Genomic DNA, 12,963 nt, shown 5'->3' with positions numbered 1-12,963 from the left:
GTCTGTCGTACGTGCCGTGCGGGATCGGCGGTCACCAGGCGACGGGGAGTTCGTAGATGCCGTAGGCCTGCGAGTCCTCCTTGAACGACAGGTCTTCGAGACCGGCCGCCAGGCGCAGGGTGGGGATGCGGCGGAACAACGTGCCGAAGACCACCTGGAGTTCGATGCGGGCCAGCTGCTGTCCGACGCACTGGTGGGGGCCCCAGCCGAACGCGAGATGGTGCGACGCGCTGCGGTCCAGGGCCAGTGCGCCGGGGTCGGGGAACGCCTCGGGGTCCCAGTTCGCCGCCGGCAGACTGGCGATGACGCCCTCGCCCGCGCGGATCGTCACGCCCTCGAAGTCGAGGTCCTCGACGACCGCCCGGCGGGCCAGCAGGTGGGGGAGGGTCAGATAGCGCAGCAGTTCCTCGACGGCCTTCGCCACGTAGTCGGGGTCGCCGGAGTTCTCGCGCAGCGCCGCGAGCTGGTCGGGGTGCTGGAGCAGGAGCGCCGTCCCCAGCGTGATCATGTTGGCGCTCGTGTCGTGGCCCGCGACGAGCAGGATGTGCCCCAGCGGCGCGGCTTCCTCCAGCGAGAGTTCACCGGCCTTGATCCGCGCCCCCAGGTCGGAGAGCACGTCCTCGTCCGGGTCGTCCATCTTGGCCTCGATGAGCCGGGCGATGTACGAGCGCAGGGCGCCCGCCGTGGCCGCGTTCTCTTCCGGGGTCCTGTTCACCGCGTTGGTGACACCGGCGTGCTTCTGGAAGAACGCGTGGTCCTCGTACGGCACTCCGAGCAGCTCGCAGATCATCAGCGAGGGCAGGGGCAGCGAGAGGGCCTCGTTCAGCTCGGTGGGGTTGGGGCCGTCCAGCATCCGGTCGATGAGGTCGTCGGTGATCTGCTGGATCGCCGGCTGGAGCCTGCGCATCCGGTGGCGGGTGAAGGAACTGGTCAACATCCGCCGCCAGCGGACGTGTTCGGCACCGTCGGTGTTGTTGATCGACGGCTGCATCTCGCCCGCGTGCGCCTTCATGGCCGCGGTGGTGTGCGGGTATCCCGGCGCACCGATGTTCGCGCTCATCCGCGGGTCGGCGAGGATCGCGCGCTGGGCGGCGTGGGTGAGGACCAGCCACGGGGTGGTGCCGTCCCAACTCCGCACCCGTAACACGGACTTGTCGGTGTCGTGGAGCTTGAGAAGGTCGGGCGGGGGAGCGAAGGGGCAGGCGCCCGACCTGGGTGCCGGGAAGTCCGGCAACTCCTGCGTCGGTGCGGTGTCCGGCACGGTCTCTGTCATGGTCGTCCCTTGTCTGTGGCGTGGTTCGTTGCCCTGGTCGTGGCCTTGCCCGTGGCCGCTCAGACGAAGTAGCGGCCGCCGTTGACGCTGAGGGTCTGGCCCGTGACGTAGCCGGCCTCGTCCGACGCCAGGTAGGCGATCTCGTCGGGTCGGCCGGCCCGCTTCATGGGCATGGTCGCGCCCAGTGCGTCGGGGTCGAAGCCCTCGCGGAGCAGGGGGGTGTCGATGAGGCTCGGTGCCACGTTGTTGACGGTGATCCCGGTGTCGGCGAACTCGCTGGCGAGGGCCTTAGTCAGGCCGATCACCCCGCCCTTCGACGCCGCGTAGTGGGACACCGCGGGACCGCCGGTCTGGGCGGACGAGGACGAGATGTTGACGATGCGCCCGTGTCCCGCCGTCAGCATGTCTGGCACGAGGGCCCGTGTGACCAGGAAAGGACCCTTGAGGTTGATCCGGATCATCCGGTCCCAGGTCTCCTCGGTGAGATCCGGGAACGGCACGTAGTTGGTGATCCCGGCGTTGTTGACCAGGATCGTGACCGGACCGAACTCCGCGTGCGTGCGGTCCACGGCGGCGGCCACGGCCGTGGCGTCGGCCGCGTCGCCGACGACCGCGACCGCCTTTCCGCGCGCCTCGCCGATCGCGTCGGCCGTCTCGTGCGCGTTCGTGCCGTCCAGGTCCCACACGGCGACCGTCGCACCCTGGGCGGCGAGCACGAGGGCGATCGCCCGCCCGATGCCCCGGCCGCCACCGGTGACGACCGCGTTTCTCCCGTTCAGTGACGTCATTCAGGACTCCATGTGAGGCTGTCGCTACGGCTCTGTCAGGGCGTCACCCGTCGCCGGGTCCGGGGTCGGGGGCCAGCGCCTTCCGGGCGGCCTTCCGTGCGGCCATCGCGCGGGGGAAGCCCGCGTATCCGGCGGCGTGGTACAGGACTTCGGAGATCTCGTCCTCCGTCAGCCCGTTGTTCAGCCCGATCCGGACATGGCTGCCGAGTTCGTCCTCGGCGCCCAGCGCGATGAGGATCCCCAGGGTGACCAGACTGCGGTCCCTGCGCGCCAAGCCCTCCCGGGCCCAGAGCTCGGCCCAGACGCTGACCAGGCCGATCTCGACCAGGTCCCCGCCCACACCGTCGTCACGCAGGTCGGCGTCCTCGGACAGGGAGGTGTTGACGACCGAAGCCATCGTCCGGAGTCCGAGTGCGCGCAACTCCGACGTTCTCGTGAGACGGCCGGGGGATTCACCGTGGCTCCCGTTCACCGGGACGGTTCCTCGGACGGTTTCCTCTTCCCGCATGTGTCAGTCCCTTCTCTTCGTACGGCCCTCAGCGGACGGCGACGGGATTCACGAGACCGCCGGTGCTGCGCAGGAAACGCTCGGGTGTCGCGTTGAGCAGGAAGTTGAGCAGGAAGGTGTAGCGGCGATCCTTCGCGCACGCCGACGCGAGGTCTTCGAGGATCCAGTTCTGCCCCTGGATCATCTCCATCATCACCAGGCACAGGACGTGTACCGGCAGCATCAGGTCCTCGACGTTCGACGGCAGCAGCTCCATCGGCATGTTGTCGATCGCGGCCGCCGCCCGCCGCTCGTGGAAGAAGAGCGGCGCGTCGTAGTCGAGGGCGGGCACGGGCCGGCGGTAGCCCGGGACGTCTCCCGCCAGGAAGTACGAGACCTGTCCGGTCCGGACGAGAACGATGTCCCCTTCCTCTACGCGCACCCCCTGAGATTCCTCAACGGCCTCCAGGACGGCGCGCGTTACCCCGAACCGTCCGGGCAGGCGGTCGACGCCCAGGTGCCGGGCCACGTCGAGCAGGATGCCGCGCGACACGATGGTGCCGGCCGTCTCGATACCGAGCCGGGTGGCGCCGGAGGCGTCGACCGCGTCCGCCGGAACGCCGTTGTACATGACGCCGCGGTGGCTGCGGTGCGACAACGCGTCCCAGTGCGTGGCCGCCTGAGTGGGCGTCACCACGATGTCGTCGCTGTACGCGCAGGCGTCCGGGGCGTCGGACATCGGGGTGTTGACCGCGAGCATGGTGCGGACCGGGTTGATGCGCCCGGGGACGCCCGTGCCGTTCTGGGGGCCGTTCAGCGACAGTGACATCGCCGGCGAGAAGCTCTCCCCGGTGAGCACCGCGGCCGTTCCCCTCCTGACCACGTCCGGAGTGATGAGGTTGAGAGTGCCCAACTGGTCGTCGGCGCCCCAGCGTTTCCAGTTGCTGACCTGCTCCGCCAGGACGTCGAACTCGGCAACGCTCAGCACGGTTTTCCGCCTCTCGTCCGCCGCGGCCCGGGTCGGGAGCCGCGGTCGTGTCCGACGCCCGTCGACCTTAGCAGGGGTCAGGTAAATCAGTACACTGATTGACGTGAGTGATCGGCAAACGGGCCCGTGACCGGATGTCTCATCAAGTACACTCATTGCCATGAGCGCAACTCCCGGGTCGCAAGTCGGTCAGACCGTCCGCGCACCCAAGGCGGCCGAGTTGATCGCCGCGCAACTGCGCCGCCGGATCGTCCTCGGCGAGTTGACCCCCGGTGAGACCCTCCTGCCGGAGAACCAGCTCATGGAGCAGTTCGGCGTCTCACGGCCCACGCTGCGCGAGGCCTTCCGCATTCTCGAGGCCGAGATGCTCATCAACGTCCGCCACGGCAGCCGGGACGGCGCTCTGGTCGTGGCACCGGACTTCTCGGTGGCGGCCCGCCATGTGGGGCTGCTCCTGCAGATGCAGGGGACGACGGTCGAGGACGTCTACGAGGCCCGGACGGTGGCGGAGCCGGCCTGCGCCCGGCTGCTCGCCAAGCGCCGCACGAAGCAGGACATCGCGGATCTGACCGCGGTCGCCGCGCAACTGGAATCCGCGGTGGAGTCGAAGGACAACGACGTTCCTGACGTGGTCCTTTGGACGCGACTCACCTACCGGTTCCACGAACTGGTCATGCAGCGCTCGGGCAACAAGACGCTGGCGGTCCAGGGTGCCGTACTCCAGGCGATCGTGGCGACCCACCTTGAGATGCGCGTAGCGCGGAACTTCGACAGGACGGAGTCGCCCGAGCGCTTCCAGCGTGCCGCCAAGGCCTACAAGCGGCTCGTGGCGCTGGTCGAGGCCCGGGACGCCGAGGGCGCCGAGCGGCACTGGCGCAATCACATGAAGGTGGCGGGCACCTACCTGCTGGGGGACGGCCTCCACAACAAGACCGTCGTCGACCTCTTCCTCTGAGAGACGCTGTCCGCACGCGCTCCTGAACCCGTCCCTACGCCCGATGAATCGTGGCCCGGGCCTTTCCCGACATGTGTTCCGGTCAGCGGAATCGGCGGTCGAACCCCGATTTCCGCGCCCTAACGTCCTCGTACAGCGTCCGGCCGAGAAGGCGTCGTGCCTGTCGGCACGGTTCGCAGCCGCGCCCTCGTCCCCGACCGGACCCACCCGGTCGGCATCCTGACGGACCGACCGGTGCCTCCCGGACGGCGGAGGCTTCCCGGCGCGCGACGGACCACGGTTCACGGAGCAAGAGAGATCCCCATGGACGAAAAGGTGAAGTTCAAGCTCTACCGCATGTCGGTCTGGTGCGGTGTGGTGGTGCTGATCGCCAACACGTTCGCGTTCTCGGTCGTCGGCAAACTGACCCCACCCATCTCGCCGACGGCCACTCCCCAACAGGTCGCCGACTTCCTGACCGATCACCGCACCGGCATCCTGTGGGCCGCGGTCATCATCGGCGTGTTCGCCCCGTTCTTCTACGCGTTCGCGGTCGTCACCAGCCTCCAGATCCGTCGTATCGAGGGCGGCTAGGGCCTGCTGTCGATGATCCAGCTGACGACGGCCGTCGTCGCCCCGACGGGCTGGGTCTACCCGCTGGCCGTGCTGGCCGTGCTGGCCACCGCCGCCTGCCGGCCCCACCGCGACCCGGCGTTGATGCAACTGCTCAGCGACCAGTTCTGGTTGACGTACGTGGGCGTCGCCGTCATCTTCGTGGTCAACGTCGCGGTGATCGGCCTCTCGGCACTCCTGGACCGCCGGCCCGAGCCGGTGTTCCCGCGCTGGTTCGCCTGGTTGAACTTCGTGCTCGCGATCGCCTTCTTCCCCGGCGTCTTCGTCTATGTGGCGACCGACGGACCGTTCGCCTGGGACGGCGTGTTCACCGTCGTGGTGCCGTCCGTCGTGTTCGTCGTCTGGAAGATCGCGATGATCGTGCTGCTGCTGCGCGCGGTCAGGTCCGAGGAGCGCGAGGCCCTGGGGGAGCGGGAGTTGCCGGTTCCCGTCGCCGGATGACGCGTCGCGGGCGGTGACTCCACCGATGGCTCCACGACGGACCGGATGCATCGTGAACCAAGTACATGAGTGGAATGAGTTGACTCAATGACCTTGAATCCAGACAAGGCGTTCATCGACCGGGCACTGGACGACGCCGACCTGAACGCGCTGAGGCTCGCGCTCTATCAGGCCACCGGAGACGAGTCCCTGCTCGAACTACCGCTGAAAACCGTCCCGATGTACGGCGGCGCGCTCATGCAGGCCGTCGTGGCCGACGAAGCCGTGGCGACCCTCCGGGCCCGGGCGACGGAGTTCCTCACCAGCAAGCCCGCCGACTTCACCGAGGTCAAGCCGACCGACCCCGAACCGCGCCGTATGTACGAGTCGTTCCGCAACGAAGAACTCTCCGACCGGAGTTGGTCCTACCGACGCGACCTCGCCGCGTTCGACGACCACCCCCGACTGGCGCAGTGGACGGACGCCGAGCCGGCCATCCTCGAAGGCTTCCGCGTGGCGGTCATCGGCGCCGGTGTCGGGGCCGAGTTCGAGCGCGGCGGTGGCGACCCGGTTGCCGAGACCGGCCTTGGTGGCGCCGTACACGGCGTGGTTGGGGGAGGACCGCAGGCCCGAGATGGAGCCGACGAAGACCATCGAGCCGCCCTCGGTCATGGCTCGTGCGCCGATCTGCAGCGCGAGGAGGGCGTGACGCAGGTTCAGGTCGAGGCCCCGGTCCCAGAGTTCGTCCGTGATCTCGCTGAGCGGGCCCCAGTCCGAGATACCGATGATGTCCGCGAGCTCGTGCACCGGGCCGAAGCGCTCGACGGCCTCCTCGATCACGCGCTCCACCTCCGCGCGGTTCGTCGCGTCGCCGGTGACCGCCAGGCCGTCGATCTCCTCGGCCACCGCCTTGGCGCGGACGGCGTCCGGGTCCACCACGGACACCCGCGCGCCGACAACCGCGGCGGCCAGGCACGTCTGGCGACCGATGCCCTGTCCGCCGCCGAGGACGAGGACGTGCCGGCCCGCCAGATCGAGCAACCCCCGTTAGTCGGGGGTGAGTTCGGTGATGCCCATCGTCGTTTCTTCCTCACGGTCGAGGCGCCGTCCGGGTGGTGTGTCCGGAAAGGTCGCGACGCTTCCTTGACGCCAGACGAAACAGGCTCGCTAACATAGTCAAATCAGTTAGGTAATTTAGATGAGTCGAGGCGACGCGTCCATGGGCCCCGGTGCGAGTCGGGGCGCCGAGACGGGGGCTCAACGCGACCGCGCCGACGCGCGGTTCGGCCTCCGCTGTCGATTGAAGAGGTGATCCCCGAATGATCCGGGTGCAGCCCGAGCGCTTCCTCCGAGGCACCCTGCCGGACCTGTCGTGGTCGGCCGGCGGCTCGCGCCTTCCCCTGTCCGCCTGCCAGAAACTGACGGCGGACACCGTGCGGGCCGCCCGCGTGCCGGCCGGACTGCATCTCGCCTTCACCGGTGCCGTGTCGACGATCGCGCTCACGGTACGGACGGGGGCGCGGACGACCGTGCCCGCCCCCACCCTGCCCGAGGCACTCGTCGTCCACGTACCGGGAAGTCCGGCCACCACGGTCCCCGTGCCGTTCCGGGGCCCGGGCACCGTACACATCGAGTTGCCCGACCGCGATCCGGCGCGGACCGTGCGCGTCTTCCTCCCCGAGGCGTTCGGGACCGTGATCGACGGCCTCGCCGCCGACGCCTGTCTGGAGCCCGCCCCGCAGGGCCCGCTGTGGTTCGTGTACGGCGACTCCATCACCCAGGGCTGGTCGGTCTCGAAGCCCGGACTCACCTGGCCCTCCCTGGTCGCCGACCACCTCGGCCTCGACCTGGTCAACCTCGGCTTCGCCGGAGCGGCGCGCGGTGAACTCCCCGTCGCCGACGTCGTGGTCGGCTCGGGCGCGGCGGCCGTGACGGTGGCCTGGGGCACCAACGCCTGGTCGTCCCTGCCGGCCGGCGCCAACCAGATCGCCGAGACGACGCGGCTGTTCCTCACCGCCGTACGCCAAGGACTCCCCGACGCACCCGTCACGGTCGTGAGCCCCATCGTGCGTCCCGACGCGGAGGACACCCCGAACCGGTTCGGGGCCCGCCTGACCGATCTGCGGCAGGCGCTTGAATCGGCGGTGCGCGCCTTCGCCGCCGACACCGGGGACCCCCGGATCACTCTCGTACCGGGACTGGACCTGGTGCCCGCCGGGCAGCTCGTCGACGGAATCCATCCGGGCGACGAGGGCCACCGCGCTCTCGCCGACGGGGTGACAGCTCACGTCGCCGCCGGACTGGGGCTGAGTACGCGGCGTACGGCGGCCGGTGTCCGATGACCCCGACGGCAGAGCCCGGCACACCGGTGAACGCACCTGTGCAGCACCGCCGTTCGCGGCGGGAGAGGAGCGAGATGAATCCGGCGAACGTGTTCCGACTGGACGGCAGGGTAGCGATCGTCACCGGCGGCGGGAGCGGCATCGGGCGGGCGAGCGCCTCCGTACTGGCCGCCGCCGGCGCCCGGGTCGTCGTAGCGGATCTCGACGAAGTGGCCGCCGAGACAACCGTGTCGGCCATCAAGGAACAGGACGGTGAGGCGCTGGCCCGCCAGGTCGACGTGTCCGATCCGGCCGCCGTGAACGTACTGGTCGACGGGACGGTCTCCGGCCTCGGCCGCCTCGACATCCTCGTCAACAACGCCGGCCTCATGATCCGCCGCCCCCTCGCGGAGCTCCCGCCCGAGGAATTCGACCGCGTCCTCGCGGCCAACCTCAAGAGCGTCCTCTACGGCAGCCAGGCCGCGGCCCGCGTGATGGCGCCCGGGTCGAGCATCGTCAACACCCTCTCCACCATCATCGACTTCGCCACCGCGGGCACGGGCTCCTACGCCGCGGCGAAGAAGGGCGCTGAGGCGCTGACCCGCACGTTCGCCGTGGAACTGGGGCCGCGGGGCATCCGGGTCAACGGCGTCGCCTCCATGGCCTGACGGGCCGTCAACTCCGTTCCTGCTTCGTGATGCAGAGCCGATGAAGTCCTCTCCGACGAGGGACCCGTTGGACGACCGGCACGAGACGGCCGGCCGCCCAGGGATGCTCAGGAGGTCACAGTGTCCGAATCTCCGTCCAGCATGGTCGACAGGGTCGTCGTGATCCTCGGTGTCTTCGAGCGGTCCGCGGGACCGCTCAACCTGGGGCAGATCAGCGCGTGCAGCGGGCTGCCGCGCTCCTCCGTCCACCGGATACTCCAGCAGCTGGTCAACGCCCGCCTGCTCAGCAGGTACGACAACGAGTACCGACTCGGACTGCGCATGTTCGAGATCGGCAGTCTGGTCCCGCACCGGACCCGGATGGGCGAGGCCGCCAGGCCCCTGCTCCAGGAACTGCACGTGGCCACCGGGCATGTGGTCCACATGGCGGTGCTCGACCAGCAGGACGTCGTCTACCTGGAGCGGGTCGGCGGCTCGTTCGCGAGCACCCTTCCGTCCAGGGTCGGAGGCCGCCTCCCGGCGCACTGCACCGCACTGGGCAAGGCGCTTCTCGCGTACTCGGCCAAGGACGTCGTGGACGAGTACCTCTGGAGCGGCCTGTCCCGGCGTACGGCCGTGAGCATCACCACCCCGCAGGCGCTGGAGACGGCCCTGGCCAGGATCCGCAGCACCGGATACGCGACCGAGACGGGGGAGGCCGCGGCCTCCGTCGCCTGTGTCGCCGCGCCGATCCTCGTGCTGGACCAGCCGGTCGCCGCGATCTCGGTGTGCGGCCCCCAAGAGCGCGTCCGGGTCGACGAGTTGAGGTTCCAGGTCAGGTGGATCGCCGCCGAGATCGCCCGCAAGCTGATGGTCACCTCCCGCCGTCAGCGGCCCCGCCCACGGCGGTTGATCACCTCTGTTCCGCTCAGCGGACACGTCGCCTCGGCCGTCGTGTCCGAGACCGGACGGTGAACGCGTGACGGACCAGGGGGCGGAAGGCGGGCGGCATGGCCATGAGGTTGTCCGGCGAGTCGGGGAGTACGGTCCGAAGCTGGCGGAACTGGCTTCCGGGAACGAGGAGTTGGGCAGGCTGAGCGACGAGACCGTCGGTCTGCTGCGCTCGGCCGGTGTGCTGCGCCTGTTGCAGGACACGAAGTTCGGCGGCTACGCCGCGCACCCCCGGGACTTCGCGGAGGCGGTCATGGCCGTCTCCCGTTACGACGGTGCCGCCGACTGGGTCTGCGGTGTCGTCGGCGTCCACCCCTGGGAGGTCGCGCAGATGGACCCGCGGCTCTCCCAGGAGATCTGGGGGGCGAATCCGGAGACGTGGACCGCGTCCCCGTACATGCCGAACGGCATCGCCGAACCGGTGGACGACACGAGGAGCGCACGATGACCGGCACCGCCCCCGAGGCACCCGTACCGGGCACGCCGACCGCCCGCCGTTTCCAGGACAAGGTCGTCTTCATCACCGGCGCGGCCCGCGGACAGGGCCGCGCCGAGGCGGTGCGCTTCGCCGCGGAGGGCGCCGACATCATCGCGCTCGACATCTGCGAGAACCTGCCCACCACCAGCTACCCAGGCGCCACCCCCGAGGACCTCGCCGAGACCGCACGCCTCGTCGAGAAACTCGGCCGGCGGGTCCGCACCCACAAGGCCGACGTACGCGACTTCCCCGCCGTACAGGCGGCGTTGGAGGAGAGCGTCGCCGAACTGGGGCGTCTGGACGTGGTGGTGGCGAACGCCGGCATGACGACCGCGGGCCGTGCCTGGGAGATCGACCTGGAGCACTGGCAGGCGACGATCGACATCAATCTGACCGGCGCCTTCCACACCGTGAAGGCGGCCGTCCCGCTCATGATCGAGCAGGCCACCGGGGGAGCGATCGTCTTCACCAGCTCGGTGGCCGGCCTCCGGGGACTTCCCTTGCTCGCCGACTATGTGGCGGCCAAACACGGAGTCACCGGACTGGCCAAGACGCTGGCCAACGAACTCGGTCCGTACCGGATCAGGGTCAACTCCGTGCACCCGCACGGTGTGGCCACCCAACTCGTCCCCGGAATCCGCGCGTTGATCGAGAGCGATCCGGAGCTGGGCGCCTTCTACCAGGGCGTCCTGCCCGACGGTGTCAGCCGGCCCGAGGACATCGCGGCGGCCGTCGCCTGGATCGCCTCGGACGAGGCACGCCACATCACCGGAATCCAGCTCCCCGTGGACCTCGGCCGCACCAATCGCTGATCGGCGGCAGCGCGGCGCTCTCGATCCCGCAGGGGGACGGCGGGCCGATTCCGAGGACTCCAAGATCCCCACCACCCGCCCTGATCCCCGGAAGGCCTAAAATCTCACCATGCCAAGATCACCAGGGCACGGGCCGGACTTCGAGATCAGGCGTCAGCAGATCATCGACAAGGCGGCCGCGCTGTTCGCGCGCAAGGGCTACGCCGCCACCGGCATCGCCGAGGTCGGGGACGTGGTCGGTCTCGGCAGGGGCGCCCTGTACTACTACATGGGCTCGAAGGAGAACCTGCTGGTCGAGATCCAGGACCGGGTGATGGGGCCCATGCTGGCCTCCGCCCACCGGATCGCCGACCTGGAGGACGTCGATCCGGTGCTGCGGCTGCGCATGCTGTCGCAGACCTTGCTGGAGAACATCCTGGCCCGACTCGATCATGTCCGGGTCTACGAGCACGACTACCGGAACCTGCGCGGCGCCAACCTCGCCCGGCTGCTGGACCAGCGCCGTGAATTCGAGGACATCGTCCAGGAGTTGCTCGTCGCCGCGATGGACGACGGTTCGTTCCGCAAGCTCGACCCGAGGCTGGCCACGCTGCAGTTCCTCAACCTGCACAACCACACCTACCAGTGGGTGAAGGTTGACGGCGCGTGGAACGCGCGGTACCTGTCGAGCGAGTACTGCACCGCCTTCTTCCGCGGACTGGGCAGCCCGGGGCGGCAGTTCGACGACATCGAGGACCGCATGGCGGAGTACCTTGCCGTGCGAGAGTCCGCCGCCCCGGATCCGCTGCCTCTCTCCGACCTCGACCGCCCCTGAACCCGAGCCGGGTTCCGGTCGGCTCGGTCTACCGCGATCGCGGTACGTCCGTCGGGTGTGAGTGCTCCACCGACGGTGTGTTGTGTTCGGAGCATTGCCCCGCCGTATCCGCGTCCGTTACCGTGACGGCGATTGATTCGCTGACCGATCGGTACAACCTCCGAAGTCCCGCGCCGGAGCGGGAGATTGCTCGACATCTGGAGGGGCTCTTGAGTGAATTGACGAACGCCTCGGGCGAAGAACATCCAGACGCCGTACATGATCGAGCGGGGATCGCGTTCGCGCCGAACGAGGTGGACGTGCTGGTGATCGGAGCCGGCGCCACAGGTATCTACCAGCTCTGCCGCGTTCGCGAAGAGGGATTCTCCGCGCTGTTGTTGGAGGCCGGCCACGGAGTCGGCGGAATCTGGTCGTGGAAACGCTCTTTCCAAGCGGCGTCCGAAGGGGTACGCGTCGATGGGGGCCGCTCTTTCCCGGGGAAATGGTGGGAAGAACAGGCGCGCTCCGACGAGGTGCCCGGGCTCCCCGAGATCGGGCGCTGCCTGGACCATCTGAACCATGTCGTCGACCGCTCCGGCGTACGCCGTGGAATGCGGTTCGGCGCCGCAGTGCGGTCGGCGGTGTACGACGACCCTTCTGGGACCTGGGTGGTGACGACCACCGACGCGGTCGAGTACCGCGCTCGTTTCCTCGTGGCCACCACCGGTGTCCTGTCGCCGCCGACGAGGAGAACGCGTGACTTCATCTGTATGCGCGTCGCACTGATCGAAACGGGCTTGAGCGGCACGCGATATACCGCGCCGCGGAATGAATTCCCGCAGGGCGGGCATGAACGCAATGCCGTGGTCGACATGATGAAAGGGCGGAAGGCGTCACGCCCGAATGCCCGCCGACTGGTCAAGGATCCCGAGGCGGCGGAACGAACCGACGTCGTCGGTTTCGACACTGTTCGGGCAGCCGAATCCGATCTCGACGACGATGCGTTGAAACGGATGGGGGTCCGGGGCCGGGAAGGGCTCAAACTGGGGGGCTATTGGGCGGACGGCCCCCGCACCTACCTCGGAGTGATGACTGCGGGATTCCCCAATTTCTTCTTTCCCGGCGGTCGTTACACCATTCTCCGGGACAACCCGCAATGCGCGGGAGACCAGGTCGATCTCGTCACCGGCGCACTCGTGTACGCGCGCGATCACGGCCACGACGTCGTCGAGGTGGAACTCGCGGCGGAGGAGGAATGGACGAACCTGATGGAGAACGGCAAATCCCGTCCGACGCACTCCTCCCCGAACGGGGCCGGGTGGTCCCGCCTGCGCGAGATGGCCGTGGCGATCGCGGACTACGAGTACGCGGGGTTCATCTTCTCCAGCGCGGACGACGCGGCCTGACCCGGCCTCGCCGCCACGGCGTCGTAATGCCC

Annotated in this window: 15 protein-coding genes; 10 read left to right on the top strand and 5 right to left on the bottom strand. The window is 69.1% G+C overall.

The genetic code is table 11. The annotated features are described in order from the left end of the window. Positions 1-31 precede the first annotated feature (31 nt). The 4 genes from ACIRRY_RS19535 to ACIRRY_RS19520 form a co-directional block, all read right to left on the bottom strand. On the bottom strand, positions 32-1,273 hold the full coding sequence (locus ACIRRY_RS19535) for a cytochrome P450 (protein WP_403974096.1): 1,242 nt from the start codon (positions 1,271-1,273) through the stop codon (positions 32-34). A 59-nt stretch (positions 1,274-1,332) separates the two neighbouring features. Further along, entirely contained in the window at positions 1,333-2,061 is a 729-nt protein-coding gene (locus ACIRRY_RS19530; protein WP_403974094.1) for an SDR family NAD(P)-dependent oxidoreductase, read from the bottom strand. A gap of 43 nt (positions 2,062-2,104) precedes the next feature. Further along, the gene (locus ACIRRY_RS19525) at positions 2,105-2,458 is read right to left on the bottom strand and encodes a carboxymuconolactone decarboxylase family protein (RefSeq protein ID WP_403974092.1); all 354 of its coding nucleotides are present in this window, start codon (positions 2,456-2,458) and stop codon (positions 2,105-2,107) included. 139 nt (positions 2,459-2,597) lie between these two features. Then, on the bottom strand, positions 2,598-3,536 hold the full coding sequence (locus ACIRRY_RS19520; RefSeq protein ID WP_403974090.1) for a cyclase family protein: 939 nt from the start codon (positions 3,534-3,536) through the stop codon (positions 2,598-2,600). Between the two features lie 160 nt (positions 3,537-3,696). Here ACIRRY_RS19520 and ACIRRY_RS19515 point away from each other — a divergent pair, with 160 nt between their 5' ends. The 3 genes from ACIRRY_RS19515 to ACIRRY_RS19505 all read left to right on the top strand — a co-directional run bounded on the left by ACIRRY_RS19515 (position 3,697) and on the right by ACIRRY_RS19505 (position 5,544). After that, complete coding sequence (locus ACIRRY_RS19515; protein ID WP_403974087.1) at positions 3,697-4,491, top strand: FadR/GntR family transcriptional regulator; 795 nt, start codon at positions 3,697-3,699, stop codon at positions 4,489-4,491. Positions 4,492-4,794: 303 nt separating this feature from the next. Then, positions 4,795-5,064: a hypothetical protein gene (locus ACIRRY_RS19510; RefSeq protein ID WP_403974085.1), complete on the top strand. Its 270-nt coding sequence runs from the start codon at positions 4,795-4,797 to the stop codon at positions 5,062-5,064. A gap of 12 nt (positions 5,065-5,076) precedes the next feature. Beyond that, positions 5,077-5,544, top strand: a complete 468-nt coding sequence (locus tag ACIRRY_RS19505) for a hypothetical protein (RefSeq protein ID WP_403974083.1) — start codon at positions 5,077-5,079, stop codon at positions 5,542-5,544. 198 nt (positions 5,545-5,742) lie between these two features. Here the strand turns inward: ACIRRY_RS19505 and ACIRRY_RS19500 are convergent, their stop codons facing one another. Beyond that, the gene (locus tag ACIRRY_RS19500) at positions 5,743-6,564 is read right to left on the bottom strand and encodes an SDR family NAD(P)-dependent oxidoreductase (RefSeq protein WP_403974080.1); all 822 of its coding nucleotides are present in this window, start codon (positions 6,562-6,564) and stop codon (positions 5,743-5,745) included. A gap of 278 nt (positions 6,565-6,842) precedes the next feature. Between ACIRRY_RS19500 and ACIRRY_RS19495 the strand changes: the two genes are divergently transcribed. From ACIRRY_RS19495 to ACIRRY_RS19465, 7 genes are all read left to right on the top strand, one after another. Next, positions 6,843-7,865 (top strand): SGNH/GDSL hydrolase family protein, encoded by a 1,023-nt coding sequence (locus ACIRRY_RS19495; RefSeq protein ID WP_403974079.1) that lies wholly within the window; start codon positions 6,843-6,845, stop codon positions 7,863-7,865. Between the two features lie 74 nt (positions 7,866-7,939). After that, the gene (locus ACIRRY_RS19490) at positions 7,940-8,512 is read left to right on the top strand and encodes an SDR family NAD(P)-dependent oxidoreductase (RefSeq protein ID WP_403974076.1); all 573 of its coding nucleotides are present in this window, start codon (positions 7,940-7,942) and stop codon (positions 8,510-8,512) included. Positions 8,513-8,632: 120 nt separating this feature from the next. Continuing rightward, positions 8,633-9,466 (top strand): IclR family transcriptional regulator, encoded by an 834-nt coding sequence (locus tag ACIRRY_RS19485; RefSeq protein WP_403974074.1) that lies wholly within the window; start codon positions 8,633-8,635, stop codon positions 9,464-9,466. Positions 9,467-9,470: 4 nt separating this feature from the next. Further along, on the top strand, positions 9,471-9,890 hold the full coding sequence (locus tag ACIRRY_RS19480; protein ID WP_403974072.1) for a hypothetical protein: 420 nt from the start codon (positions 9,471-9,473) through the stop codon (positions 9,888-9,890). Then, positions 9,887-10,732: a mycofactocin-coupled SDR family oxidoreductase gene (locus tag ACIRRY_RS19475; protein WP_403974070.1), complete on the top strand. Its 846-nt coding sequence runs from the start codon at positions 9,887-9,889 to the stop codon at positions 10,730-10,732. The genes ACIRRY_RS19480 and ACIRRY_RS19475 overlap by 4 nt, the downstream gene beginning before the upstream one ends. Before the next feature lie 109 nt (positions 10,733-10,841). After that, positions 10,842-11,546: a TetR/AcrR family transcriptional regulator gene (locus ACIRRY_RS19470; RefSeq protein WP_403974068.1), complete on the top strand. Its 705-nt coding sequence runs from the start codon at positions 10,842-10,844 to the stop codon at positions 11,544-11,546. A gap of 122 nt (positions 11,547-11,668) precedes the next feature. Continuing rightward, positions 11,669-12,931, top strand: coding sequence for a hypothetical protein (locus ACIRRY_RS19465; protein WP_403974065.1), 1,263 nt, complete (start codon positions 11,669-11,671; stop codon positions 12,929-12,931). Positions 12,932-12,963: the final 32 nt, after the last annotated feature.

Origin of the sequence: Streptomyces sp. NPDC101776, assembly GCF_044766845.1 — a bacterium.
In the GTDB taxonomy this organism is placed as follows: Bacteria; Actinomycetota; Actinomycetes; order Streptomycetales; family Streptomycetaceae; genus Streptomyces.
The sequence above is the reverse complement of the archived record's forward strand: the minus strand, read 5'-3'. Positions and strand labels throughout refer to the sequence as shown.

What these genes read in the sequence shown, in the direction of transcription:
- ACIRRY_RS19530 (WP_403974094.1), bottom strand. Translation starts at nt 2,061, where the DNA reads ATGACGTCACTGAACGGGAGAAACGCGGTCGTCACCGGTGGCGGCCGG.
- ACIRRY_RS19490 (WP_403974076.1), top strand. Translation starts at nt 7,940, where the DNA reads ATGAATCCGGCGAACGTGTTCCGACTGGACGGCAGGGTAGCGATCGTC.
- ACIRRY_RS19515 (WP_403974087.1), top strand. Translation starts at nt 3,697, where the DNA reads ATGAGCGCAACTCCCGGGTCGCAAGTCGGTCAGACCGTCCGCGCACCC.
- ACIRRY_RS19505 (WP_403974083.1), top strand. Translation starts at nt 5,077, where the DNA reads ATGATCCAGCTGACGACGGCCGTCGTCGCCCCGACGGGCTGGGTCTAC.
- ACIRRY_RS19525 (WP_403974092.1), bottom strand. Translation starts at nt 2,458, where the DNA reads ATGGCTTCGGTCGTCAACACCTCCCTGTCCGAGGACGCCGACCTGCGT.
- ACIRRY_RS19475 (WP_403974070.1), top strand. Translation starts at nt 9,887, where the DNA reads ATGACCGGCACCGCCCCCGAGGCACCCGTACCGGGCACGCCGACCGCC.
- ACIRRY_RS19470 (WP_403974068.1), top strand. Translation starts at nt 10,842, where the DNA reads ATGCCAAGATCACCAGGGCACGGGCCGGACTTCGAGATCAGGCGTCAG.
- ACIRRY_RS19495 (WP_403974079.1), top strand. Translation starts at nt 6,843, where the DNA reads ATGATCCGGGTGCAGCCCGAGCGCTTCCTCCGAGGCACCCTGCCGGAC.
- ACIRRY_RS19510 (WP_403974085.1), top strand. Translation starts at nt 4,795, where the DNA reads ATGGACGAAAAGGTGAAGTTCAAGCTCTACCGCATGTCGGTCTGGTGC.
- ACIRRY_RS19535 (WP_403974096.1), bottom strand. Translation starts at nt 1,273, where the DNA reads ATGACAGAGACCGTGCCGGACACCGCACCGACGCAGGAGTTGCCGGAC.